This is a genomic window from Novosphingobium sp. BL-S-33 (genome assembly GCF_056857025.1).
On the sequence record NZ_CM166474.1, the window covers coordinates 1,476,264 to 1,501,073 of the forward strand.

Annotated in this window: 18 protein-coding genes; 9 read left to right on the forward strand and 9 right to left on the reverse strand. The window is 64.3% G+C overall.

What is annotated here, in order from left to right; all coding sequences use genetic code 11:
- Nucleotides 1-158 precede the first annotated feature (158 nt).
- Nucleotides 159-1,751, forward strand: coding sequence for a hypothetical protein (locus AC1VVM_RS07050; protein WP_482956212.1), 1,593 nt, complete (start codon nt 159-161; stop codon nt 1,749-1,751).
- Between the two features lie 21 nt (nt 1,752-1,772).
- Here AC1VVM_RS07050 and AC1VVM_RS07055 read toward each other — a convergent pair whose 3' ends face one another.
- Together AC1VVM_RS07055 and AC1VVM_RS07060 are read right to left on the reverse strand one after the other, a co-directional pair.
- Entirely contained in the window at nt 1,773-2,738 is a 966-nt protein-coding gene (locus AC1VVM_RS07055) for an autotransporter outer membrane beta-barrel domain-containing protein (RefSeq protein WP_482903351.1), read from the reverse strand.
- Complete coding sequence (locus AC1VVM_RS07060) at nt 2,738-4,867, reverse strand: ATP-binding protein (RefSeq protein WP_482903352.1); 2,130 nt, start codon at nt 4,865-4,867, stop codon at nt 2,738-2,740. The genes AC1VVM_RS07055 and AC1VVM_RS07060 overlap by 1 nt, the downstream gene beginning before the upstream one ends.
- Nucleotides 4,868-5,648: 781 nt before the next feature.
- Between AC1VVM_RS07060 and AC1VVM_RS07065 the strand changes: the two genes are divergently transcribed.
- From AC1VVM_RS07065 to AC1VVM_RS07075, 3 genes are all read left to right on the forward strand, one after another.
- The gene (locus tag AC1VVM_RS07065) at nt 5,649-6,428 is read left to right on the forward strand and encodes a response regulator (protein WP_132388906.1); all 780 of its coding nucleotides are present in this window, start codon (nt 5,649-5,651) and stop codon (nt 6,426-6,428) included.
- A gap of 209 nt (nt 6,429-6,637) precedes the next feature.
- Complete coding sequence (locus AC1VVM_RS07070; RefSeq protein ID WP_482956213.1) at nt 6,638-7,588, forward strand: dioxygenase family protein; 951 nt, start codon at nt 6,638-6,640, stop codon at nt 7,586-7,588.
- Nucleotides 7,589-7,641: 53 nt separating this feature from the next.
- Entirely contained in the window at nt 7,642-10,830 is a 3,189-nt protein-coding gene (locus tag AC1VVM_RS07075; protein WP_482956214.1) for an autotransporter domain-containing protein, read from the forward strand.
- A 62-nt stretch (nt 10,831-10,892) separates the two neighbouring features.
- Here AC1VVM_RS07075 and galE read toward each other — a convergent pair whose 3' ends face one another.
- Nucleotides 10,893-11,897 carry a UDP-glucose 4-epimerase GalE gene (gene galE, locus AC1VVM_RS07080; RefSeq protein ID WP_482956215.1) on the reverse strand — a complete coding sequence of 335 codons (1,005 nt, stop codon included), beginning with the start codon at nt 11,895-11,897 and terminating at the stop codon, nt 10,893-10,895.
- A gap of 296 nt (nt 11,898-12,193) precedes the next feature.
- Here galE and AC1VVM_RS07085 point away from each other — a divergent pair, with 296 nt between their 5' ends.
- On the forward strand, nt 12,194-13,132 hold the full coding sequence (locus AC1VVM_RS07085; RefSeq protein WP_482956335.1) for an NAD-dependent epimerase/dehydratase family protein: 939 nt from the start codon (nt 12,194-12,196) through the stop codon (nt 13,130-13,132).
- A gap of 14 nt (nt 13,133-13,146) precedes the next feature.
- Here the strand turns inward: AC1VVM_RS07085 and AC1VVM_RS07090 are convergent, their stop codons facing one another.
- Nucleotides 13,147-13,860 carry a polysaccharide biosynthesis/export family protein gene (locus AC1VVM_RS07090; protein ID WP_165912202.1) on the reverse strand — a complete coding sequence of 238 codons (714 nt, stop codon included), beginning with the start codon at nt 13,858-13,860 and terminating at the stop codon, nt 13,147-13,149.
- A 99-nt stretch (nt 13,861-13,959) separates the two neighbouring features.
- Nucleotides 13,960-14,892 (reverse strand): M48 family metalloprotease, encoded by a 933-nt coding sequence (locus AC1VVM_RS07095; RefSeq protein ID WP_482956216.1) that lies wholly within the window; start codon nt 14,890-14,892, stop codon nt 13,960-13,962.
- Nucleotides 14,893-14,950: 58 nt separating this feature from the next.
- On the opposite strand from AC1VVM_RS07095, the gene AC1VVM_RS07100 reads away from it, so the two are divergent.
- The 4 genes from AC1VVM_RS07100 (at nt 14,951) to AC1VVM_RS07115 (ending at nt 20,183) form a co-directional block, all read left to right on the forward strand.
- Nucleotides 14,951-15,214 carry a hypothetical protein gene (locus tag AC1VVM_RS07100; protein ID WP_482903357.1) on the forward strand — a complete coding sequence of 88 codons (264 nt, stop codon included), beginning with the start codon at nt 14,951-14,953 and terminating at the stop codon, nt 15,212-15,214.
- 216 nt (nt 15,215-15,430) lie between these two features.
- Nucleotides 15,431-16,678 (forward strand): O-antigen ligase family protein, encoded by a 1,248-nt coding sequence (locus AC1VVM_RS07105; RefSeq protein WP_482956217.1) that lies wholly within the window; start codon nt 15,431-15,433, stop codon nt 16,676-16,678.
- A 144-nt stretch (nt 16,679-16,822) separates the two neighbouring features.
- Nucleotides 16,823-19,018: a GumC family protein gene (locus tag AC1VVM_RS07110; protein WP_482903359.1), complete on the forward strand. Its 2,196-nt coding sequence runs from the start codon at nt 16,823-16,825 to the stop codon at nt 19,016-19,018.
- Nucleotides 19,019-19,025: 7 nt separating this feature from the next.
- Nucleotides 19,026-20,183 carry a hypothetical protein gene (locus AC1VVM_RS07115; protein ID WP_482956218.1) on the forward strand — a complete coding sequence of 386 codons (1,158 nt, stop codon included), beginning with the start codon at nt 19,026-19,028 and terminating at the stop codon, nt 20,181-20,183.
- Nucleotides 20,184-20,208: 25 nt separating this feature from the next.
- Here the strand turns inward: AC1VVM_RS07115 and AC1VVM_RS07120 are convergent, their stop codons facing one another.
- The 4 genes from AC1VVM_RS07120 to otsB form a co-directional block, all read right to left on the reverse strand.
- Nucleotides 20,209-20,466: a hypothetical protein gene (locus AC1VVM_RS07120; protein ID WP_482903361.1), complete on the reverse strand. Its 258-nt coding sequence runs from the start codon at nt 20,464-20,466 to the stop codon at nt 20,209-20,211.
- A 196-nt stretch (nt 20,467-20,662) separates the two neighbouring features.
- Complete coding sequence (gene otsA, locus AC1VVM_RS07125; RefSeq protein ID WP_482956219.1) at nt 20,663-22,108, reverse strand: alpha,alpha-trehalose-phosphate synthase (UDP-forming); 1,446 nt, start codon at nt 22,106-22,108, stop codon at nt 20,663-20,665.
- 50 nt (nt 22,109-22,158) lie between these two features.
- Nucleotides 22,159-23,973, reverse strand: a complete 1,815-nt coding sequence (locus tag AC1VVM_RS07130; RefSeq protein WP_482956220.1) for a glycoside hydrolase family 15 protein — start codon at nt 23,971-23,973, stop codon at nt 22,159-22,161.
- Nucleotides 23,970-24,794 carry a trehalose-phosphatase gene (gene otsB, locus AC1VVM_RS07135; RefSeq protein WP_482956221.1) on the reverse strand — a complete coding sequence of 275 codons (825 nt, stop codon included), beginning with the start codon at nt 24,792-24,794 and terminating at the stop codon, nt 23,970-23,972. Before otsB ends, AC1VVM_RS07130 begins: the two co-directional genes overlap by 4 nt.
- Between the last annotated feature and the right edge of the window lie 16 nt (nt 24,795-24,810).

Here is a 24,810-nt window from a genome sequence, read left to right on the forward strand (position 1 = left end):
GTTCGGCGCGTTTACGTTTCTGACAAGTGTCATGGTTAATGACACTTGTCAGAGCCGACCGGGCGCCGGGGGCGCGGGGTCATATGGGGTGGCATTATGAAGCGTGATGAAGGGCAGATCGTGCGAAGCTGCGCGGTTTGCGTGTGAGCCGTCTGTCCATGCCTCTTCTGAAATCCCGGGCCGTCGGTAATTGGGTCCTGTTGGCGCTCTGGCTGGGTGCGGTCGGGTTGCTTGCGGCGCAGCACGTGTTCTGGCGCGACGAAGTGCGGGCGCTGACGATCGCCACGACCGGCGATACGGTCTCCGAGATGTTCCTTGCCCTGCGCGGCGATGGCCATCCGATGCTCTGGTATCTTCTGCTGCGTTCTGGGCATGCCTTGATCGGCAAAGCAGCGCTGCCGGTGATCTCGTGGCTGATTGGCCTGGCGGCGGTGGTGTTGCTGATCTGGCGCGCGCCCTTGTCGTGGGGCATGCGGCTGCTCATCGTTTTCGGGCACTTCGCGCTCTGGGAATATGTCGTGATGGCGCGCAACTATGGCATCAGCATGTTGCTGATGTTCGTGTTTGCGGCGGCCTATCCGCGCTGGCGATTGCGGGGGATCTGGCTGGTGCTTCCGCTGGTGCTGCTTGCCAACACTAACGTCCATTCCATGCTGCTGTCCTGGCTGCTGCTGGGCGTTTGGCTGCTGGAGCGCTGGCCGAGAGGCGGAGGCCGTGCGGAAGTGCGGGACTGGACGCTGCGTCTCGTGCTGCCGGTGGGGGCGATTCTGGCGCTGGCTTCGCTGGCCTGCTTCCTCACCGTCTGGCCGCCGTTCAACGATGCCGCGCAGGGCGCCGGCGGTCACAACCTGCTCCGCGCTATCGCTGCGGTGGGGCTTCCCGGCATTGGCTTCATGCTGGATGCCGACGCGGGTCTGTGGATCCAGCTGCCGTTTTCGGCGGCGTTGCTTGCCAGCCTGTTCGTACTCTGGGGGAGGCCGCTTCACTTCCTGGCCGCGCTGGCGGGGCTTTGCGGGATGTCGCTGTTCTTCGCGGTCATCTATCCGGGTGGCGAGCGGCATCAGGCGCTCTGGCTGGTTCTGCTGTTGACGCTGTGGTGGATGCGGCTTGATGCCGACAGGCGTGACGGTGTGGATGAGCCCGCCAAGGGGCGTGACGCCGTGTTGCGGAAGGTCGGGCACTATGGCCTTGTCGCCTTGTTGTTGCGCCAGATCGTGCTGACCTTTGCGGAAGTCGCGGCGTCATTTCACGCCCCGTACAGTCGCGCCGCCGACCTCGGCGCGCTGATCGCACAGCGGCCGGAGCTTTCGCGGGCGATCATCATGGCCGACCCCGACTATCTGATCGAGGCATTGCCCTATTATGCGCCGCACAACCCGGTCTGGCAGATCCGCCGTGCAAGGTTCGGGGCGGTCAATCACTTCACGAAGAACGCGCAGCTCGACATCACGCTCGATCAGGTGACGCAGACTGCCGAGGCGCTCCATCGCCGTTATCACCGGCCGGTGCTGATCCTGCTCCAGCACGCGCCCGATGCGTGCTGCACGGCCACGATTGCCAGCGGCTATAACTGGACGACCCACCACACGCCCGAAATGGCGCGGCGCTTTCTGGAGCGCACGCGGATGCTGGCGCGCTATGATGGTGCGGTTACCGACGAATCCTACACCGTCTACCTGCTAAACATCGATAGCAATCCGCCCGCGCTTCCAATGGGCCAGCAAGCTCGCGGCGAAGTGAAACTGCCGTAAGAAGGCGCGCGCGTTGTCTTTTCAGAACGAGCGTCGCAGCGATATGCCGGCCGAAGTCGTATTGCCGGCCAGTGCCTCGAAGCTGCGCGTCGCGTAGAGGTCGAGGCTCATGCTGTCGGACAGGCGCATGTTGGCCGTCGCGCCGATTTCCCACCAGCCGTCGTCGATATGCCGCGCGGGCATGACGCCGGTCCGCCTCGCTTCCAGAACGTCCGCATAATCGCGCACGAGCACTTCGGAAACGGCATTGCTGGTCCAGGCGCGGGCGACGGAGAGCCCGACATATTGCTTGCCCTCGCTGCCGAACGCGTGGTCGATCCGCAGGGTGGCGGCCGAACTCCAGGTCGGCTCCTCGGTCTCCAGGTCGACCAGCCCGGTCTCGTCCGGAGCCGGATGGAGCAAGCGGCCGTGGGCGTAGGACATCGTCACCGTGGGCGTCGCGAAGATCCGGTCGCCCAGCGGGAAAACCCGCCCGAAATCGCCGCCGACCGAATAGTAGGGGCTGCCCGTGGCACCGGTGCTGTCGCGTTTGCCGGCGTCGGTACTGATGCGGCCGTAGTCCTGCCAGCCGTAGCTGGCCCAGCCATCCACCACCCAGTTGTCGAAATTGCCGCCCGCGCCGATCGTGCCGACAAGATAGTCGGACGGCAGCGCGGTATTCGCCTGTAGCAGAGTGCCGTGATAGCGCATCAGCGCGGCCCGCAGATAGCCGCGCCCGACCTGCCGGCTCAGCGCCATCGATTGCCATGAACCGTCGGAGCCATGGTCGCGGTCGCTGACGCCAGCCGCGAGCGCGAAGCTCCAGGGCTTGTCGGGGGCGGGAGTATCGGCCTGCGTCTCAGCGGAGACGGTGGTCGATGTGGGCTGTGCAGCCACTGCCGTCACGACCGGCGCGGTGCCGCCCGCTGTGTCCTGAGCCTGCGCGGGTATCGCCGCGAGCGCCAGTGAGGCCGCCAGCAGCGGCCCCGCCATGCGGTTTTGGCGCATCAGGCGACGGCCTTGAGGCTCTGGTCGAACGCGGCGGGAACCGCAAGGCGGACAGTGAAGCCGTCGCGCTCCTGCGTGAAGCTGACGTCGCCGCCATGTGCGCGGGCGATCGAGCGGCAGACGGCAAGGCCAAGGCCCGATCCCTTCTGCCCGGACTTGCGCGCCGAATCGGTGCGGTAGAACGGCTCGAAAGCGCGGTCGTACTCTTCCTCGGGAATGCCCGGGCCGGTGTCGACGATCTCGGCCACCGCCTCGCCCTCGTTGAGGCTGACGCGCACGCGGGCGCGTTCGCCGTACTTCACCGCGTTTTCCAGCAGGTTGTCGAGCAGGCGGCGGATGCCCATCGGATCGACGTCCACCGGGATGTGGATGTTGCGCTCGATCGTCACGTCGCCGCCCACCAGACGGGCATCGGCCACGCTGCTGGCGATAAGTTCGGCAAAATCGGTGCGTTCGCGCGGGCCGGGCGTGGAGGCGTCGCGGATGAAGCCGATGACCTGGCTGATCATCGCTTCCATTTCGGTCACTTCCTTCAGCAGGCCCTCGCGCTGCTCGTCGGGCACATCCTCGATGCGGAAGCGCAGGCGGGTGAGCGGGGTGCGCAAGTCATGGCTGATCGCGCCGACCATGGCGGTGCGATCGTCGACAAAGGCGCGCAGGCGGTTGCGCATCTGGTTGAAGGCATTGGCGGCACGGCCGATCTCGGCGGGGCCACGCAGCGGCAGAATGGTGGCCGAGGGATCGCGCCCAAGCTGTTCGGCGGCGCGCGCGAAGTCCCGCAGCGGCAGCACGATGCGGCGCGCGAAGAGCCACGCGAACGGGCTGATGATCGCCAGGCTCAGCGCGAACCACAGCATGACCCGCTTCTGCCAGGCATTGGGGAAAGGCTCGGCGCGCGGGGCGACGGCGATCCATTGCCCGTCCGGCTGACGCAGCGCGGCCACGAAGTCACCCTCGATGAAGGGAGGCGAGGTTAGCGCGAAGATATTGCCGGTCGCATGCCGGAAGGGGATCGGCTGCGGTGTGCCGGGCACTGCGGGCAAGGGCTGCGCGGCGGCTGGGACCGGCAGCGGGGCCACCGAAACGACGGTATGCTGCGCGGGGAGTTCGATCGCTTCCGGCGTGGCAGTGGCGCTGGACTGCGCGGGGGCCTGCGCGGGCGCGCGCGTCACTTCGGGAGAGGGCACCGCGCTGGGAACGGGCGCTGGCTGCGGCAGAGTCACGCGCGGAAGGTCGTTCATCGCGGGAAGCGCCGGGATCAGCCCGCCGGGGCGCCCGAAGTCGCCCGCATTGAAGCCGCCGTTGCCACCGGGCCGAAAGCCTTCCTGCCCGCCGCCGATGCCGGGCTGGCCGTTGCCTTGCTCGCCGATACCCTGCTGTCCGGCGCCGGGCGCCGAAGTCCCGCCGCCCGGCTTGGTGGTACCGGAGTTGCCGCCACCGGGGCTGGGATTACCTGCTTCGGTGCCGGAGCCACCCGGCGTATGTCCACCGGGACGGCCGCCCGGGATATGGCCGCCGGGCATCCGGCTGCCGGGCATCTGCCCACCGGGCCGACCGCCCGGCATCTGGCCGCCGGGGTGTCCACCGGGCATCTGTCCGCCCGGGAAATGGCCGCCCGGCATGCCGCTCGGCCCCGGCATGCCGCCGGGGGGCGGCCCGCCGGGGATCGACTGGGCATCGGCCTTGCCGATCAGCATGGTCGAGAGCGCGGAAGGCGCCGCGGGATTGTCGCGCAGCGCCAGCGGCGAGCGCGACGAGCTTGGCACCGCAACGCCGCCGACCGGAAGCTGCGTGTAGAACGCCAGCACCACGTCCTTGCTTTCCCGGCCCAGCCGTCCGGCCAGCGCCTCGCGCGAGGATTCGGAGACCAGCCAGCCCTGACCGCTGACATCGGGCGGCCCGATCATGGTCTTGCGTTCCAGGCGCTCGGCAATCTCCTTGTCCGCCCCGGCGTTCTTGAGCGCGAAGGCAACTTCGTCGATATTCCAGCGCGCTGTGGGGCTTGGCGGGAGAATGACGGTAAGCGCCAGCGTCACCAACTGCGCGCCGATAAGCGCGCAGACGAGGATGGCGATCATCTGGATCGCCAGCGGCAGGCCGATTCGATTGGTGAGGCGGGGCAGCATCATGGCCGCGCCCTTGCCACGATTTCGCGGCGAATTCGAGACGCACGCATTTCGGCGAGGCTACGTTCGGGCCGAGTTTCGGGCAAGCTGTAGCGGAAAATTTGCGGAGCAGGCTCGAAAGGGAGGGACACGTCCCTTTCGAACCCGCTCCGCGTCCCCACCGCGCGGCACAAAGCCGATCGGTGGAGACGGTCACCCCGGATCCTGTCCAGCAACCTTGTCCCCTGATCCGGGGCTGGAAGGAAATTCCTGATATCGGGCCGAAAGTTCTTGTCCGCCGACCGCGATTCGTCTCGCGGAGCCGGGTAGCAGCCACATATGACACTACTCGGACCGTCCGCCGTGCGCTCCTTATATACCAGCCAAGCTGAACTGACACCAACCGTGTCGTCCGGGCGTGATTCGGGCGGAAATGATCCGGGACCATCGGCGGGCAGGGCGGGTGCGACTACGTGACCTGCGACGCCGATGGTCCCGGCACCGTCCGGTGCCTTGGCGGTGGCATGACGGACGGTGTTGCCGGCCTCTCGGGCGACAGGAATATGGCCGGCGGACCTGGCGGGGGATGCCATGTAGTCCAAGCCTCCTGTCGCCCGAGGCAGAACCTGGCGAACTCGACTATTCATGAAGAGCTAGGTCGGGGCTGGAGTTTGCTTCGCGATTTCAGCGAGGTTGCAATCCTGTTGCAATCTGGCGGCGACCGGCGCGCGACTGAAATATGTATTGAAATGTGGGTGGAACACGGGGTTTCTATCGTGCTGCAATGATCCTAGAACATCCTGCGATGGACCTGCAAACTCGCATCCTCATCGTCGACGATGACGAGGGCATTCGCTCACTCATCGGCGAATTTCTCGGCAAGCACGGTTACGCCACCGAAACCGCGGCCGATCCCGACGCCATGCGCACGCTGCTGGCGCAGCGGCATTTCGACCTGATCGTGCTGGACGTGATGATGCCGCGTGAGGACGGGCTTACGGCGCTGCGCCAGCTTGGCCCCGATGCGCCGCCGGTTATCATGCTTTCGGCGGTCGGCAGCGATGTCGACCGGATCGTCGGCCTTGAAATGGGCGCCGACGACTATCTGGCCAAACCCTGCAATCCGCGCGAATTGTTGGCCCGCATCCGCACGGTTCTAAGGCGGCGTGCCTATGGTGCGCCTGCTGCCGGTATCGTTGAGGCGATAACGCTGCCGGGCGTGGCGGCCAATGACGAGCGGCCGCCGCTCGACGGGGATGTGCAGTCCAGCGAAGTGCTGCGCTTCGCCGGCTGGCGCATGGATCTGGGCCTGCGCCTGCTGTTCGATCCGCAGAATCGGCTCATCTCTCTGTCCGACGGTGAATTTCGTTTGTTGCGTGCGTTCGCCCAGCATCCGCGCCGGGTGCTGACACGCGACCAGCTTCTGGATTGGTCGCGCGGCGAGGACAGCGAGCTTTACGACCGGGCGATCGACGTGCAGCTCTCGCGCTTGCGCCGAAAACTTTCGGACGGCGAAGGCGGCGGTGACATTATTCGCACCGTGCGCAACGAAGGTTATCTCTTCGTGCCGTCCGTGGTCGCCTGAGAATCGGCCCAGGAAATGGCCGGGAAATGCGCCCGAGGCGTGTTTCCCGGCGATCCCTGAGACACTTCGCGACAATCTGTAACACCCCGATACAACCCTGAAATCAGACTGAAATCTCGCGGCAAACGCGAGCTTCCAGTCCTGCTCCCCTGCAAGCGCCTGTCTGGCCGACCAACGGTCACCACAACGCCTGCACGAGGGAGGTTGGGTTGGAACATCAGGGGCCGGAACAGGACGAGCATGATCGCGGCCTGAGCCACGACATCGATGTCATTTCCGAAAAGTTCATGGCCCGGCGCCGTGCGCTTGCCTTCCTTGCCAGTGCCGGAACCGCCGTGACGGTGGCCGCATGTGGCGGCGGTGACGATGCCGCGTCGAACCTGTCCAGCACGGGCTCGGCCGCTTCCACCACCTCGACGTCGAGCGGATCGAGTTCCACCACGTCATCCTCGACCTCCAGCACCGGTTCCACCTCAGGGGGGACGTCCGGCGCAAGCTGCATTGCCGATCCCACCGAGACCAACGGGCCCTATCCCGCCGACGGCACCAACACCGCGAGCGGATCGACCTCCAACGTCCTCACCATCAGCGGGATCGTCCGCTCGGACATCCGCTCAAGCTTCATCGGTTCCGCCACCACCGCGACCGGAGTGCCGCTGGAGATCACGCTGCAACTGGTGGACGTGAACAACGGCTGCGCGGCGATCGCGGGCGCGGCCATCTATGTCTGGCACTGCGATGCCTATGGCCGCTACTCGCTCTATTCGAGCGGGGTGACGACCGAGAGCTATCTGCGCGGCGTTCAGGTGACCGATGCCGACGGCAAAGTCACGTTCACGACGATCTATCCTGCCTGTTACTCGGGCCGCTGGCCGCACATCCATTTCGAGATCTTCACCGGCGGCCTCACCGCCGCCAGCACCGGCCGCACCGCCAGCCTGATCTCGCAGCTGGCCATGCCGGCGGCGATCAACACCGCCGTCTTCACCGGCGACTCCCGCTACACCGCCAGCATCGCGAACTACAACGCGATCACGCTCTCGTCCGACGGTGTGTTCGGAGACAACACTTCCGCGCAGCTCGCGCAGATGACCCCCAGCCTCACCGGCACGGTTTCCTCCGGTTACACCGGCTCTGCCCTGATCGGCATCGCCGTCTGACCCGGGGGCGCCCGCTCCTGTTTTTTCCTCCCGTAAAAGAGTGCGATAACCATATGAATTCCTTGCAATCGTCCACCAGCCTGGGCGCGCTGGTCCTGGCTCTGGCCGCGACCCCGGTGCTTGCCGCCACCACCGTTTCCACCGCCACCACCACGCCGCTGGTCACGTCCAGCGCGGGCGACGTAACGGTGGCTTCGGGCGGCACCGTCACGGTGGCGAGCGGGAATGCCGTGACGGCCGACAGCACCAACACGGTGGATGTCGAAGGCGCGCTGGCGGTTGGCGGCGCGGATAACGCGACGGGCGTGGCCGTGAATGCCGGCACCAACGCAACCGTCACTGTGGGTTCCACCGGGACGATCGCGGTTACCGAGAACTTCGTGCCTTCCGATGAAGACGCCAACGGCGTGGCCGACGGCATTGCCGACGGCGCCATCGCATCGGCCAGCAATCGTTACGGCATTCACGTCCTGTCCGGCGGTGCAACCAGCGGTTCGATTTCGAACGCGGGCACGATCACGGTCGAGGGTCTCAATTCGGGCGGCATCGTCGTCGATTCGGCCTACACCGGCAACATCGTCAACAGCGGCACGATCAAGGTGACCGGCGACAATTCGGTCGGCGTCTCGACTCAGGCGGTCAACGGCAACGTGACGGTGGACGGCACTGTATCGGTCGTCGGCGCGGGCGCGCAGGGACTGGTCGTCAAGGGCGATGTCAGCGGCACGGTCACCGTACAGGGTACCGTTTCGCAGGCCACGTCCTTCACCGATGACAACAGCGCCACGCTCGCGCTGTCTCGCACGGCGCTGCAAACCGGCAAGGCTGCCGTGGAAATCGACGGCAACGTTGCGGGCGGCATCTATATCGCGGCCCCGCCGGTGGACGAAGACAGCTCCAATCCCGACGAAGACGGCGACGGCGTGGCCGATGCCAGCGAGGGTACGGGCGTGATCACCTCCTACGGCACCTCGCCTGCCTTGCAGGTCGGCGGCGCCACCGACATCACCGTGGGCGGCGTATCCAGCAACTCGGGCACCTACTCGCTGGCCATCGACGGTTCGGCGACCGGAAACTCCTACTATTCCAAGATGAATGCCTATGGCGTGGTGATCGGCGGGCAGGGCGGCAACGTCAACCTGACCAACGGCATCGGCGTGACCGGTACCGTCAACGCGACGACGTACGACACGGCGGCCTATGGCCTGACGATCAACGCCGGCAGCACGGCGGCCAGCCTCTACAACTCGGGCACGATTTCGGCGGTGATCTCTTCGCCGGGCGCGGGCACGGCGGTTGCGCTTCAGGACCTTTCGGGCACGCTGACGACGATCAACAACACCGGCTTCATCAAGGCGACGGGTTCGAGCACGGACACGCTTACCGCGATCGACCTGTCCACCAACACCACCGGCGTGACGATCAACCAGTACATGAATTCGGACGACATCAAGGCCAGCGCGACCTACCTCACGACGAACAAGGTCACCACCGACCCCACCGTCTACACCAGCATCCAGGGCAACATCCTGTTCGGTTCCGGCAATGACACGCTCAGTGCCTCCGCGGGCACGATCACCGGCGCCACCCAGTTCGGGGCCGGTGACGATACGCTCGCGCTGTCGGGCACGAGCGTCTACACCGGCAACGTCTATTTCGGCACCGGCTTGGGAACCGCCTCGCTCGCCGATTCCGCGACGTTCACCGGCACGATGGACTTCGCGGGTGAGAGCGGCGCGCTGACGCTGTCGGGTTCGTCGGTCTATACCGGCAGCTTCACGAACGCGGGCAACCTTGGCGTCACGGTGAACAGCGGCGCGACGCTGACCGCGAGGAAGGCCGAGACGATCAACTTCGGCTCGCTCACGGTGAATTCGGGCGGCGTGCTCGGCGTCTATATCGATACGGCGGCGGGCAAGAGTTCGCTGTTCAACGTGGCCAATGCCACGCTGGCGGACGGCGCCAAGATCACTGCGACGGTCACCGCGCTCGGCGAAGCGGAAGGCACTTATACCGTGCTGACCGCGGGCAGCCTCAATGTGCAGGGAACGCTGGATTCGACCGAAACCAACCTGCCGTTCATCTATAACGGTGCCGTCAGCAACGATGCCAACAACATCTACCTGACGATCGCCCGCAAGACGACCGACGAACTGGGCCTGACCCGCAGCCAGGCCTCCGCCTGGGACGCGATCTACGCCACCGCGCAGAACGACACCCAGCTTACCGAGAGCCTGCTTGAGGTCGGCGATTCGACCACGCTCAAGTCGCAGGTTTCGGCGCTGTTGCCTGACCACGCCGGCGGCGTCTTCGATGCCGTGACCAGCGCCGACCGCCTCGTCACCCAGCACCTCTCCGACGAAAGCTCGATGTTCACCATCTCGGATGTCGGCGGCTGGTTCGAGCCGGTCTACTGGCGCACGAGCAAGGATGCGGGCAGCACCGCCGGTTACAAGACCAGCGGCTGGGGCCTGTCGGCGGGCTTCGAAAAGCACACCGATCTCGGTTACTTCGGCGTGTCCTATGCCTGGTTGCAGGGCACGGTGAAGGACAATGGTGGAACCGGAGACCTGAGCACCGGCCAGCATGACCTCGGCGCCTTCTGGCGCACGGCCAAGGGGCCGATCATGGCCTGGGCCCGCATTGGCGGCTCGCGCATTTCGGTCGATTCCAAGCGCACGTTCACCGGTACGGTGGACGATGTGGACTTCACCGATACCGCCAACGGCAAGTGGAACGGCTGGCTGATCTCGGGCATCGCCGGAGCCTCGTACAAGTACCAGGCCTCGACCCGCTTCAGCCTGAAGCCCAAGATCGAACTGGAGCAGTACTGGCTGAAGGAGAACGGCTACAGCGAAACCAGCACCAGCGAGGCCATGGCGCTGACCGTCGACAGCCGCACCAGCAAGGAGACGACCGTCACGCCGACCGTCACCGCCGCCTATTCGCTGGGCAAGATCTCGCCCGACTGGCGCCCGCTGACATTCCAGCTGGAAGCCGGCCGCCGCGAGGTGCTTGCGGGCCAGCTTGGCAGCACCACCGCCTACTTCAACGGCGGCGACACCTACGACGCCGGTTCCAGCTTCACGATCACGCCGGAAAGCCTGAAGGGCGCATGGATCGGCGAAGTCTCGATGCTGGCGGGTGGTTACGACTTCACCTGGAAGATCTCGGCCCGGGCGGAGCAGACCACCTGGTCCACCGACTTGTCGGCGCGCGCTTCGCTTAGCGTCGCGTTCTGACGGAAACCTATACGGCTGCGGGCGTGGTCGGACTTCGGTCCGGCCACGCCCTTTTTTTGGTTCTATTCCGGGCGAAGCTCGCCCAGCTTGCGCTCCCAGGCGAGCGCGTGTTCGACGATGGTGGGCAAGTCCGCGTACTTCGGCACCCACGGCAGCGTCGCCTTGATCCGGCTGTTGTCCGAGATCAGCGAATCCGGGTCGCCCGCGCGGCGACCTTCGAGGCGGCGCTCGATCGTGCGGTTGGTGACGCGGTCCACGGCGTCCAGCACATCCAGCACCGAGAAGCCCTGACCATAGCCGCAATTCATCGTCAGCGAGCGGGCAGGCTCCGCGATCAGCGCTTCCAGCGCGAGGACGTGCGCGGCGGCCAGGTCGGAGACGTGGATGTAATCCCGCACGCCCGTCCCGTCAGGCGTGTCGAAGTCGGTCCCGAACACGCCGACATGGCTGCGCTTGCCCAGCGCCGCCTCGACCGCGACCTTGATGAGATGCGTCGCCCCCGCCGTCGACTGGCCAGTGCGCGCCTGCGGATCGGCACCGGCCACGTTGAAATAGCGCAGCGCGCAGAAGTTGAGCGGATGGGCTTTCGCCACGTCGCCCAGCATGATCTCGGTCATCAGCTTGGACATGCCGTAGGGATTGATCGGCAGCTTCGGGCTGTCCTCGGTCACCGGCGAGACTTCGGGGATGCCGTAAGTCGCCGCGGTCGAACTGAAGATGAAGTGCGAGACGCCCGCCTTCACCGCCGCATCGATCAGCGCGCGGCTCTTGGCCGTGTTGTTGTGGTAGTACTTGAGCGGATTCTCCACCGATTCCGGCACGATGATCGAGCCTGCGAAGTGCATGACCGCCTTCGTGCCCCGCTCGGCGAAAATGCGTGCGAGCAGGTCGGCATCCTCGATGTCGCCCTGGTAGAGCGGCACGCCGTCGGGAATGGCGAAGCGGAAGCCGGTGGTCAGGTTGTCGATCACGGCGACCGGCCAACCCGCATCCTTGAGCGCGAGGACCGCGTGGCTGCCGATGTAGCCGGCGCCGCCGGTAACGAGGACGGGGACTTTGCTTGTCATGGATCTCCGCTCATTCACGCCGGGCTTCGCGGCCGGCCTTTGCATGATTTGCTGTTTCGATATGGTGCGTGTTGCACTGCGTCAAACGCTTCCGCTGCCATTGAAATGCAACGATTCGCGCCGACCTGGCGCAAGTGAGTGCTGTTCAAGCGACAGGCCTTGCTCCACCATGCCATTTCGTGAAGGGACCGTCCGGCCCCGATGGCACCAGACCGGAGATTTCCAGCTTGTCCCAATACCCGACGATCGTCACCGGTGCGGCCGGCTTCATCGGCGCGGCGGTTGCCGAAGCGCTGATGGCGCGCGGCACGCCGGTAATCGGTATCGACAGCATGAACGATTACTACCCGGTCTCGCTCAAGGAGGCCCGGCGGGACCGGTTGACGGCGCGGCATGGCAACCTTTTCACGTTCCATCGGCTGGACTTCTCGGACATGGCGGCGCTGACGGCCGCGCTCGAACCGCATCGCTTCGACACGATCGTCCACCTCGGCGCGCAGGCGGGCGTGCGCTATTCGCTGGAGAACCCGCAGGCCTACGTCGCCGCGAACCTTGCCGGGCACGTCAACATGCTGGAGATCGCCCGGGCCCGGCAGGTCGCGCATATGGTCTATGCCAGCTCCAGCTCGGTCTACGGCGGCAATGCAAAGCTGCCCTTCGCGGTCGAGGATCGTGTCGATCATCCCGTCTCGCTCTATGCCGCCACCAAGAAGGCGGACGAACTGATGAGCGAGACTTATGCGCACCTGTTCCGCATTCCGCTGACCGGCCTCCGCTTCTTCACCGTCTACGGGCCGTGGGGAAGGCCGGACATGGCGCTCTGGAAATTCACCGAGCGCATGCTCTCGGGGCGCCCGATCGAGGTCTACAACAACGGCGAGATGTACCGGGACTTCACCTATATCGACGATATCGTCGGCGGCGTGCTCGCCTGTCTCGATCAGCCTCCGGCGGATGACGGACAAGCCAAGGCCGGCGGCAGCGTCAAGCCGCACGCGCTCTACAATATCGGCAACAACCGCAGCGAGCAACTGATGCGGATGATCGAAGTGCTGGAAGGTGCCTGCGGGGTGAAGGCCGAACTGCGGCTGCTGCCGATGCAGCCGGGCGATGTGCCCGCGACATATGCCGATATCACCGCGCTGACGCGGGATACCGGCTATGCGCCCAGCACGCCCATCGAAGTGGGCGTGCCGCGTTTCGTGGAATGGTATCGGGCCTATTTGCCGGATTGAGCGAGTGACCCGGATCAGTTCCGGGTGGCCACGACTGCAAAGATATTGAAGATCGGCGCCATCTTCAGGAAGTCCTGCCAGGCTCCGCTGATCCGCGAATAGCCGACCATGACGACATCGCCGTCCATGACGATCGGATCGGGGCTGATGCCCGTGCGAATGTCCTTCACGTTGAAGCGTGCGGCCATGCGCTGCCCATTGATCGTGCGGAAGATCACGATCTGATCCAGCTTCGCCGTAACGAGCGGGCTTTGCGCGCGCGCCAATGCGCCCAGCAGCGTGGTGTTCGTGGTCAGCTCGTAGACGCCGGGCATCTTCACTTCGCCCTCGACCGAGACGTAGCGCGGAGCTGCCTCGTCCACGGAGACGGCGACTTGCGGATTGCGCAGGTATTTGCGCCCCAGCACTGCGGTGACCTGCTTGGTCAACTCGTCCGCGCTCAGGCCGGCGGCGCTGATCTGTCCGGCCATGGGAAGCTGGATGAAGCCGGCATCGTCCACCCGGGCCTTTTCGACGGAAAGGTCCGGCTCGCCGTAGACGCGCACCTGCAGAACGTCGCGCGGCACGATCGTATAGACACTGGGAGCGGGGACAGTGGCGGGAATGACCTGATAGGCAGCCTCGCCGACAGGAAGCGCGGGATTATGTGTAGCCGTGGCGGTACAGCCGGTCAGAGAGACCGCGACCATTAGGGGGGTAAGAACAAGGGCCTTGTTTGAACTGTGCACCTTCGAGGGTCTCCATGGCCTTAAACGCATTTGGTCACCGGGTAATCGGGCGGGGGGGCGCACGCAAGGTCTGGGATTTCGTTTCCAAGCAGTGCCTGCTCACTTGACCTCATTTGGCGGGCATGGCCCGGTCATGGCCTTCTCCCGCATCAGAGCAACCCTGTCCTCAGGTTTGCGGTGGGTAGGCGCGCGAAACATGCGAAAGGGGTCCTGCCTGCCACGGCGGAGCCAGAACTCGACGCCCGCCTGAGGGTCGTATCCAGCACATCTTGCAAGGCCCGCCCCCAGAAGATCGGCGCGATCTTCCATATTGCGCCTTTCTCCCAAAGAGTGGGCGTCACCGTCCTTGTTGACGATATGGCCCAGTTCATGGCCGGCAATTAGCGCGAGTTCATCGTCGTTGCGGGCAAAGTCGATCAGTTTTCGAGAGAGGGCGACGTTTTTGCCGTCGCTGAAGGCATCGAAACCTTTGTCCGTCTTGATGACGAAGCGCGCGGAGCAGGTTCGCACGGGCGCAATCTCCACTTCGAATGACCTGGAATCCCGCCGCAACAATAGGTGAATCATCCTGCCGGGTGGTGTCAGGGCAAGGCGTGTCTCAAGTTCGTCCGCGAAGATGGAGCGATCCGGCGATACGGCAAGGAGATCGCTGGTCAATTGCCCGTCGATCGCAAGGATATCGTCCCCAACCCGCGCACCGGCGCGCGATGCGGGGCTGTTCATGGCCAGTGCTGCAATTTGCGGAGCGTCCGTCATGGAAAGCAACGCGCGTACCGCGTCACGGTCCGCGGGCGAATAGGCTTCGATATGGTCCAGGACGATTCCGGTGCCTGCTGCGGAGGTGCTGCATAAAGGGGCAGCCGCCAGGTTCAGTCTGAATCCAACGTCCGCAAGTCGGTCCATTTCGGACCGAATCGCGACCGGCCAGGGAGCTTCCGCCGCATTTGCATGACCCTTTGCGATGAATAGCCCGCAAGAGGCGGCGAGAAGCGCAAGGCTACGGAAAAACACAGATATACGATTGCGCTGCATTGTGCAGGGCGGTACATCCAGAAAGGACACTTCGTCTATAGTTGTTCAAGGAGGACACATGAAGCTGAAGAATGTGCTCGTGGCCGTGGCTGCTGCCAGCGCGATCGTAGCTCCGATGGCCGCTCAGGCAGGGACCGCAGCTTCGGCCGCGCTTCCGAAGGCTGCCAGCCTGTCGAGCGTTGGCCAGCGTAGCTCGGTTGCCGTCAAGGGCCGCCAGAAGGCTGAAGCCGGCGTTTATGCGCTTGCCGCTCTTGGTGGTGCTGCTGCTATCGGCGGTATCGTGGCTGCCACCAGCGGCAATTCGAAGTCGAAGGGCGTCTGATTCGCCTGACTTCGTAAGAGTCCTGCCCTTGAGAAATCCAGGGGCAGGATTTTTTATGTCCTGAATAATAATTTAAAAGGTGACGCTCTGTCCGGGTCGCGAACAAAGCGTAAAAGGCCGCCATCGGTCGGTTTTATCCCGCAGGGCCGGGCCGGGTACGCGGTCCTGCTGCTTCTCGTCGCACTCATTTTCGGGGGTGGGGGATCCGCTGCGGGTTTGGCCAATCTGGTTGTGCAATTGGCTGGCCTTGCCGTGCTTGCCTTCAACCGGCAGGCTATCTTTGCCTTTTTTGCGCAAGCTCCGAGAATGCCTGTCATTCTTGTCGCAGCTACGCTGCTGTTGCCTTTGCTGCAACTCCTGCCTTTGCCGCCTGCGATTTGGCAGTCCCTCCCGGGGCGCGACCTGGCGGTGCAATCCTATGACCTGATCGGGGTGCAAGGCGCGTGGCGCCCGTTCACGCTGAGCGTCAACCGAACGGCGATGGCCTTTTTCGCTCTTTTGCCTCCTTTGGCGATTCTGGTCCTGTCGTGGGATCTTCCGGAACGGCAGAAGCGCCTGATGCTTCAGGCGGTGGTTGTCGCCGGCATTATCGTCATGCTGCTTGGCGCCCAACAGCTTGCGACGAACAATCGGTTGCTGGTTTTCTATGACGAAGTCGCGGGATCCAGGAACTTGCAGGGCACCTTTGCCAATCGCAATACCGCCGGTCTCATGCTGGGTATCGCCCTTGTTGCACTTGTCGGCGCGGTTCCGTGGCATCGGGCTGGACCCGTATGGAAGCTTGGTTCAGTAGCCGTCGCGATCCTTCTTGTGGTTGGTGTCGTGTTGACGGGGTCTCGCTCAAGCATGACGCTTCTGACAGTTCCGGCTTTGGTCGCAATATGGAATTGGTGGATCAGGAGGGGGGCTGCCCATAGCCGAAAGGTGGTCGTGGGAGCGGTGCTCGCCGTGGCGCTGGTGATTGGGGGTGGGAGTTTCTTGTTGAGCGGAAATCAGCGTGTCCACCAGAGTTTGACGCGTTTCGATTCCGTAGAGGATGAGGAGCGCCCGAAAATCTGGGCGGACACGGTTGTCGCCATCAAGCGCTATTGGCCGCTTGGGGCGGGAATTGGATCGTTTGACGAAGTCTTCCAGGTCGATGAAGCGCTTGAAAACGTCAGCCTCGGCCGCGCCGGACGTGCGCATAACGATTTTCTGGAGGTCACACTGGAATCCGGGATTATCGGAATTCTGCTGATCGGCGGCTGGATGGTTGCCGTGGCAACGCTCGGTTTTTCGGCGCGGCATGGAGGTGTGCCTCTTGCCGCTGTTGGCGTGTTGGTACAGCTGGCGCTTCAATCGCTCACTGACTACCCCTTGCGGAGTCAGACCTTGCTGTGCATTGCCGCCTTAATGTTCGCGTTGCTTCTGGGCACGCGAGAGGGAAGGCCTGCGCATGAGGGAGGCCTGCCCGATCGCATTTGAAGATTGACGCGGCAGTCAGCTGATCAGGCGAAGTTTTATTGTCCAAGCCGTGCAACCGGTGGTTGTCGGAAGCAGCCCTTACGGGGCGAGTGATGGGTCTCGTTCGGTCATGAACCGAAACAGAATATATGGCGGGAAGAAATCTTGAGTGACGCATATCTCGATAGGGACGATCTGGAGGGTTATCCCGCCGTTGAGGAAACGGGCCCGGATCTGACTGCCATACTGAAGATGGTAATGGGCGCCATGCGGCGCAATTGGGCTCTCATTGCAGGGGTGATCGCCACTGTTCTGGTGCTCGGCATTATTGTAACCTTGCTTGTCGCTCCCAAGTATAGTGCTCAGGTACGTGTCCTGATTGAAGATCAGGCAGATCAGATCATCGAAGGCACGGACCTGCAAAAGGTCAACAACGTCCAGGATACGGATCGCTTCCTTCAGACCCAGGTCGGCATTATCCAGAGCCGTTCGCTGGCGCAGAGCGTCGTCGAAAGCGGCCGTCTCAATCGCGACCCTGCGTTCTTCGAGGCGATGGGCGTGGAATTCCCCACCGAACAGGACCTCGCCGAAGTCGGCGGCAAGAAAACTCTCGACCAGCTTCGCAAGGAGGCCGCCATTGAGGCCCTCCTCGATAATCTGACTGTCGATCTTCCGCCGGACAGCCGCATCGTCTCGATCAGTGTCAGCAGCCGGAACGCCGCCTATTCTGCGAAGCTGGCCCAGCTATATGGCCAGCGCTTCATCGACCGCAATCTTGACCAGAAGTACAACAGCTCGTCCTACGCGCGTCGCTTCCTTTCCGATCAGCTCGACGAAGCACGGGAAAAGGTGACGCAGTCGGAGCGCGATCTGAACCAGTACGCGCGCGCGGCAGGGCTCATCCGTATCACCAGCCAAGGTGAGAACGGCAATGAGGAATCGGTACTTTCGGTTACCAACAGCACGCTCGTTCAGCTGAACGACGCTGCCTCCAAAGCGACCGCGGCGCGGATCGAGGCTGAGGACCGTTGGCATACGCTTGCGAATGCGGCGCCGCTTTCGATTCCCGAAGTCAACGCAAACCCCGCGATTTCGACGCTCGTCAGCGAAAAGGCCAAAGTCCAAGCCGATCTTGCCGAAGAGCAATCGCGCCACCGCGACGATTTCGTGACAGTCAAGTCGAAGAAGGCCGAGATTGCCGAATACGATCAGCGCATCAGCGTGATCGCGGATTCGCTCAAGAAGTCGGCCTGGCTCGAATATCAGGCAGCGCTCCAGCAGGAAAATTCCCTTCAGGCCCATGTCGGCAGCTTGCGCGGCGATGCGCTCAAGGAGCAGGATCGCGGTGTCCAGTATGCGGTGCTCAAGCGCGTGGCCGATACCAACCGGACGCTCTATGATACCCTGCTGTCGCGTTACAATCAGCTCAATGCGGCTGCCGGGGCATCGTCCAACAACCTGACGATCGTGGATCAGGCAGAGGTTCCCACCAAACCCTATTCGCCGCGATTGCTCATCAATGTGCTCATTTCGCTGGTGCTTGGCATCATCGTCGCGGCCGGCGCAGTGTTCCTGCGCGAAATCTTCGACGATACGATCCGCTCGCCCGACGATGTCGAGCGCAAGCTGGGCATGCCGCTTCTCGGGCTTATCCCGCTCGAGAAGGATGGCGATGTCGAGGCGCATTTCGGAGACCGTCGCTCGAAGGTCAGCGAAGCCTATCGCTCGCTTGTCACCAATCTGCGCTATTCGACCGCCACTGGTTTGCCGCACGTTCTGATGGTCACCAGTTCGCGGGAATCGGAAGGTAAATCGACGACCGCCCGTGCTGTCGCCAGCGATATCGCGCAGCTTGGCAAGCGCGTGCTGCTGGTTGATGCCGACTTGCGCCGTCCCACGCTTCACCGTGTGATGAGCGATCAGAAGGCCACCGGCCTTGCCGATGTGCTGACAGGCCAGAAGAGCTTTGACGACGCCGTTTACAGCTCCAACGTGCCGACGCTCAGCTACATGTCGGCGCTGCCGATGCCGCCCGATCCGGCGCTCATTCTGGCTGGTGAAGGTCTCTATGGCTTCATCGAAGAAGCGCGCAAGCGGTTCGATACTGTCGTTCTTGACTGCCCGCCGTTGCTTGGCTTGTCGGATGCCGCGCTGCTTGCCAACCATGCCGATGGCGTGCTGTTCGTGATCGACGCACTCGAATTCCATCGCGGTGCGGTCAAATCGGCGCTTCGCCGCCTTGCCCTGATCAAGGCGAACATTCTGGGCGTTGTGCTCAACCGCTTCGATCCGAAGGTCGGCGGTGACGATTACAGCTACTATACGTACAACTACTATAGCTACGGCGAAAAGCAGGACTGACCTGACCATGATGGCGGCGATCGGAAAGACTGCCTGGTTCGCAGGGTTTGCGATCGCCGCGGTCCTGGTCACGGGGCTCCAGCTCGACCGGGAGGCGCGGCAAGACAGCGCCGTGGCGTCCCGGGTTCCGGAGCCGTTCCGGTATTTCGCGCTGCAACCGCTGATTGACGATGCCTACGATCGCCATGACAGTGCGGCCGGTGTGGCACTGTCGCGCGAACTGGTACGCCGCAGTCCCGTGCCTTCGGACGGACTCGCCCTGCTGGCCTACGGGCAGTTGCAAAAGGGCGACGAGAACGGCGCTGTCCAATCGTTGCTGCTGGCCGGTCAGCGCGGATGGCGCAATCGGTTCACGCAGGACATGCTGATCGTCATGGCGCTTCAGTCACGGGAATGGAGCGTAGCGGCCCAGCGGAGCCTCGCCCTCTGGCGCGTCGGCATCACCGATGATCGCCTGAAGGACATGACCGCGCAGCTTCTGTCCGAACCGGACGGCGCCAAGGCTTTCGCAAATCAGCTTGGCCAGGAAAAGAATTGGGCCACTGCCTTCATATCCTGGGCCGGAGAAACGTTGGCGGACGGTCCGCTGACCCAGACCGTTGGCGCGATGGCCCGTCACGGTGCGCGGGTCGATTGCGCGGCGCTCTCGGCAACGTTGCCCGGCCTTGTCCGCGAAGGACGAGTGGGCGCGGCGGTGATCCTGTGGCAGGACCTCTGCGCGGCGGGGCGGATGACGAAGGCGAACGACTTTGCCTTCAGAAGCGATGCCGAAGGCAGCCTTCCCGGCCCGTTTGATTGGCAATATCCCGAAGTGGACGGCATGGAGCGGGAGTTCGTCTCGCAAGGCACCGGTATCGCAATCCGCTACACCAACCGGAATGCGGCACGTGGTCCGATCGCCACGCGCAACGCGGCTTTTCCGGCAGGTGGTTATGCGGTCACGATCGACGCCGATGCCAAGGGTGAGGCGGGTTTCCGGCCGCTCGTGCTCAGGGTTACCTGCTTCGCTCCGACCGGCGAGGGGGGCACCGTTGCCGATCTGGATCTGCATTCGGCGGCGAACGAATTCACCGTTCCCGCGCAGGACTGCACCTCGCAGCAACTGACGCTCATGACCGGTCGCGGCGAAGGTTCAATCCGCTCGGTTACCGTCCGGCCGCTCTGACCAAGCCCGCTCTGACCGGGATCGGTCAGGAGCGGGAGAAATGGTGCAGGATCTGGGCGTCGAGCGGCTGCACGAAGTGGACGGCCAGATTGGTGTCATCCCGGCGCGTCGCCCTGGCTGCGAGCGGGCCTATCGCACCGATCCACAGGCTCAGGTCGCCTTCCATGTCGACAACCGGCAAATCGGTTTCAACCGCGCAGCTGCGGCTGGCTAGTTCCGATATGCGCACGATCGTCGTCTCGCCGGAGCGAACGCATTCGCCGTAAAGAACTTGGCCCATCATCTCACCATGTCGCCCGCTTCTTCGGGCTTTCCAGTGTACTATAGAACGTCCGGGCATCTTGCCGATGGCCCGATTCCCGTCGTCCACACCCTCTCGATATCCGACTTAGTGGTCAGATTGGTTGCAGGCGAGGGATGTTTTGGCGGTACCACGAATTTTCCCGGTGGACCCGTGCCGGGCCTGCGACGGTCGGTTCCTACGCCGTCTGGTCCTGTGGTTCGCTGGAATCTTCGGGAGAAGCATCGTCCAGCAGGGGCGGGGCCTCATCGCCGAATAGGGCGCTCACGAAATCCTGCCGCCAGCGGCGCACATCGTGATTGCGCACGGAAGCGAGCAATTTCCGGTGCCGTTCGCGGCGTTCATCGAGCGGCATTTCGAGCGCGCGCTTGATAGCCTCGCTGACATGCTCGATCGAGTGCGGGTTGACCAGCAGCGCATCCTTCAACTGATGCGCGGCCCCGGCGAATTGCGAGAGGATCAGCACACCGGGATTCTCGGGATCCTGCGCGGCGATATATTCCTTGGCGACAAGGTTCATGCCGTCGCGAAGAGGCGTGACGAGGCCGATGTCGGCGGCGCGGTAGAACCCGGCAAGTTGCTCGCGCGGATAGCCACGGTTGACGTAGCGGATCGGCACGAAGGCGACGTCCGCATAGGCGCCGTTGAGGTGGCCGGTCTTGCGCTCCAGATCCTCGCGGATCATCTGGTAGCTGGCGACATCCCCGCGTGACGGCGGCGCGATCTGGAGCAGCACGGCGCTGCCCGCCTGTTCGGGATTATCGGCCAGGAAGCGGCCGAAGGCTTCCATCCGCTCGCCCAGGCCCTTCGAGTAATCGAGCCGGTCGACGCCGATCAGGATCTTGCGCCCGCGCACGCTCTGCTTGAGACGGTCGTGCGCGTCGCGCGCCTCGGGACCGGCGGCGCCCTCGACGAATTCGTCGAAATCGATGCCGATCGGGAAGGCGCGGGCGACCACGCGGCGGCCCTGATAGTCGATCGAATTGTCGGGATTGACCTTCAGGCCCATCTCTTTCTGGACATAGTGCAGGAAGCTTTCGAGCCACTCGGAGGTCTGGAAGCCGATCACGTCGAATTCCAGCATCGAGGCCACCAGCCGCTCGTGCAGCGGCAGCGAGACCAGCAGCCGCGTCGGCGGCCAGGGCGTGTGGAGGAACAGGCCCATCCGGTTCTTCACACCCTTCTGCCGCAGCATCGAGCCCAGCGGCAGCAGATGGTAGTCATGGACCCAGACAAGGTCCTCGCCCTCGATCAGCGGCAGCACGGCATCGGCGAAGCGCTCGTTCACACGCTCGTAGCCTTCGCCGAAATTGCGGTCGTACTCGGTCAGGTCGATCCGGTAGTGGAACAGCGGCCAGAGCGTGCGGTTGGCATAGCCGTTGTAGTATTCGTCGATGTCCTGCGGTTCGAGGTCGATCGTGGCCGTGGTGATCCCGTCGTTGCGCTGCATGTCGAGGTGGCCGGTGAATTCGTCGGTCTCCTGGCCGGACCAGCCGAACCAGATGCCGCCATGTTCCAGCAGCGCGGCATTGAGCGCCACCGCAAGTCCCCCTTGTGCCCCAGCGGCACCCGCCGCCTTGGGCACCGAGACCCGGTTCGAAATGACGATCAATCTACTACTCATTGCATTATCCCCAGTAGCGCGCCTCCTGACGCGCTCTTGTGGAACGGGCGTTAGCGCCAGTCCCGCCACGACCGGGACAGTTGCCCGGCGCAGTTGATGATACCGACCAGCGAATAGGTCTGCGGAAAGTTCCCCCACAGCTCGCCGGTCTCGAAATCCATGTCTTCGGACAGCAGGCCGGACCGGGTCCGATGGGCCAGCATCGCCTCGAACAGGCGTCGTGCCTCCTCGTCCTGCCCGGACCGGTGGAGCGCCTCGATCAGCCAGAAGGTGCAGATATTGAAGGCGGTTTCGGGCAGGCCGAAATCGTCCTCGCTATCGTAGCGCAGCATGTGCTCGCCGCGCCGCAGGGCCTTCTGCACGGCGGCCAGCGTTGCCTTGAACCGGGGATCGTCGGCCGCGACGAAGCGCAGTTCGACCATCTGCAACAGGCTGGCGTCGAGCTGGTCCCCGCCGAAGGTGGCGGCATAGTGGCCGCCGGCGCCGCCATCGTCGAAATCGGGCCCTTCGATCGTGTGCCAGCTCTGCTCGTCGATGTTCCGGCGCACGGTTTCTGCGCGCTCCCGCCACAAGTCCGCACGCTCGTGCAGGCCCAGATGCTCGGCGGCATTGGCAAGGCGGTCGCAGGCGGCCCAGCTCATCACGGTAGAATAGGTATGGACCGCGGTGCGTGTGCGCAGTTCCCACAGGCCCGCGTCGGGCTGGTCGTGGGTCTTCCAGGCCAGTTCGCCGACTTGTTCGAGGCTGGCGAAATCGTCTGCCGAGGCCATCCGCAACAGGCGCTGGTCGGAGAAAGCCTGGATCGCCGGCAGGACGATCTGGCCGTAACAGTCGTTCTGCACCTGATAGTAGGCGGCATTGCCCACGCGCACCGGGCCCATGCCGCGATAGCCGGGTAGGTCCGGCGCTTCCCACTCGATGATCTCGCGCGCGCCGCTGACCGCATAGAGCGGCTGGATCGCGCCGCCTTCGGCATCGTCGATGATATTGCGCAAGTAGCCGAGGTACTTTTCCAGCACGTCCAGCGCGCCCAGATCGTTCAGCGCCTGTACGGTGTAATAGGCATCGCGGATCCAGCAGTAGCGATAGTCCCAGTTGCGCTGGCTGCCGGGCGCTTCGGGAATCGAGGTGGTCAGCGCGGCGACGATCGCGCCGGTATCCTCATGCTGGCAGAGCTTGAGGGTGATCGCCGCGCGGATCACCGCGTCCTGCCAGTCGAGCGGGGTGGCGAGCCCGCGCACCCACAGCCGCCAGTAGTCGCCGGTATGGCGCAGCATCGATTCCAGCCGGTGCTCGACATCGCCGTCGAAGGGCTCGTCGGGGCCGAGGAAGAAATGCAGCGGGGTTTCGAGGCGGAAATAGCGCTCGTCCTGCACGTAGCCGATCGGGGCATCGGTGGTGAGACGCATGGTATTGCGCTCGACAAGGTAGCGGATGTGGTTGGAACCGCGCGTCGTGGCGGCCATTTGCGCTCCGTAGCCGCTCATCGGCGTCAGCAAGCAGCGGATGCGCGGCGATCCGCTGACCGGGCGGACGATGCGCGCATAGGCGACCGGCCGGTACATCCGCCCCATGCGTTCGTGGCGGGGGCAGAAATCGATCACGTCGACCGCGCCGCCGGTCGCATCCTCAAGCCGGGTGACGAGGATCGGGGTGTTACGCAAGTAGCCCTGGTGGACGGTGGCCTGGTTCTCCAGCTCGAAGCGCCAGGTGCCGGCGTCCTGCCCGGTTTCGCCGCGCAGGAGGGCACAGAACGTGGGATCGCCGTCCACGCGCGGCACGCAGCCCCAGACCAGCGCGCCCGATGTATCGATAAGGCCGGAGACCTGACAATTGCCGATGGGCCAGAGTTCAAGCGCGCTCATGCCGGGACATTCTCCTGCCTTGTGGCCCCAAGGGCCTCTTCGAGCCAGCGATGGACGGCGCCGACGGTGTCGAGGCGCCATGTCGCCGCCGTTGCGCGCATCGGACCCACCAGCACACCGTGGCCGCCAAGGCGGATAACGGCGGCGAATGCGTCTTCGTCGGTCACATCGTCGCCCACGAACAATGCCTGCGAGCCTGCGAAAGGCGGCGTTCCCATGAACCGGGCGACCGCGCTGCCCTTGTCCGATCCCGGCATGGCGAGTTCGATCACTTGCTTGCCGTGCTTGAGGGCAAGGCCAAGCTCGTCGCCCAGCGCGCCCGCGCAGGCGAGCAGCGGTTCGAGCGCCTCGGGATGGCGGCGATAGTGGACGGCGATGCTGTGGGGCTTGGGTTCGACCAGCAGGCCGCCGTTGTCTTGTGCGAAGGCGGTGAGCCGGTCGACCACCAGCGGCGGGAGCGGGGCGGCGAGCGCGAGGGCCTCGTGCTGCCCGGCGGGGCGGAATTCGCCGCCGTGCGATCCGGCAACGGCCACCTCAAGCGGGCCCACCAGCGCTTCTATCGACGCGATCGAGCGTCCCGTCACCAGCGCGAGCCGTCCATCGAGGGCGTCGGCAATCCGTGCGATCAGGCTGGGCAGGGTGGTCGCCACCACCACGTCGTCCGGATGGTCGGCGATCTCTACCAGCGTGCCGTCGAAATCGAGAAAGAGCGAGGGCGGCGGTGCGCCGATGCGCGCGAAACGCAAGGGCGGCGGCGGCGGGAGATCGCGCCGGATCTCGCCATGGTCCGCCGGAGGAACGCGTTCGCTCGGGCTGGTCATTGGCGGCAGTCTCTCA

What these genes read in the sequence shown, in the direction of transcription:
- AC1VVM_RS07115 (WP_482956218.1), top strand. Translation starts at nt 19,026, where the DNA reads ATGATGGCGGCGATCGGAAAGACTGCCTGGTTCGCAGGGTTTGCGATC.
- AC1VVM_RS07050 (WP_482956212.1), top strand. Translation starts at nt 159, where the DNA reads ATGCCTCTTCTGAAATCCCGGGCCGTCGGTAATTGGGTCCTGTTGGCG.
- AC1VVM_RS07085 (WP_482956335.1), top strand. Translation starts at nt 12,194, where the DNA reads ATGGCGCGCGGCACGCCGGTAATCGGTATCGACAGCATGAACGATTAC.
- otsB (WP_482956221.1), bottom strand. Translation starts at nt 24,794, where the DNA reads ATGACCAGCCCGAGCGAACGCGTTCCTCCGGCGGACCATGGCGAGATC.
- AC1VVM_RS07060 (WP_482903352.1), bottom strand. Translation starts at nt 4,867, where the DNA reads ATGATGCTGCCCCGCCTCACCAATCGAATCGGCCTGCCGCTGGCGATC.
- AC1VVM_RS07100 (WP_482903357.1), top strand. Translation starts at nt 14,951, where the DNA reads ATGAAGCTGAAGAATGTGCTCGTGGCCGTGGCTGCTGCCAGCGCGATC.
- AC1VVM_RS07095 (WP_482956216.1), bottom strand. Translation starts at nt 14,892, where the DNA reads ATGCAGCGCAATCGTATATCTGTGTTTTTCCGTAGCCTTGCGCTTCTC.
- AC1VVM_RS07055 (WP_482903351.1), bottom strand. Translation starts at nt 2,738, where the DNA reads ATGCGCCAAAACCGCATGGCGGGGCCGCTGCTGGCGGCCTCACTGGCG.
- AC1VVM_RS07130 (WP_482956220.1), bottom strand. Translation starts at nt 23,973, where the DNA reads ATGAGCGCGCTTGAACTCTGGCCCATCGGCAATTGTCAGGTCTCCGGC.
- AC1VVM_RS07065 (WP_132388906.1), top strand. Translation starts at nt 5,649, where the DNA reads ATGGACCTGCAAACTCGCATCCTCATCGTCGACGATGACGAGGGCATT.
- otsA (WP_482956219.1), bottom strand. Translation starts at nt 22,108, where the DNA reads ATGAGTAGTAGATTGATCGTCATTTCGAACCGGGTCTCGGTGCCCAAG.
- AC1VVM_RS07075 (WP_482956214.1), top strand. Translation starts at nt 7,642, where the DNA reads ATGAATTCCTTGCAATCGTCCACCAGCCTGGGCGCGCTGGTCCTGGCT.
- AC1VVM_RS07120 (WP_482903361.1), bottom strand. Translation starts at nt 20,466, where the DNA reads ATGATGGGCCAAGTTCTTTACGGCGAATGCGTTCGCTCCGGCGAGACG.
- galE (WP_482956215.1), bottom strand. Translation starts at nt 11,897, where the DNA reads ATGACAAGCAAAGTCCCCGTCCTCGTTACCGGCGGCGCCGGCTACATC.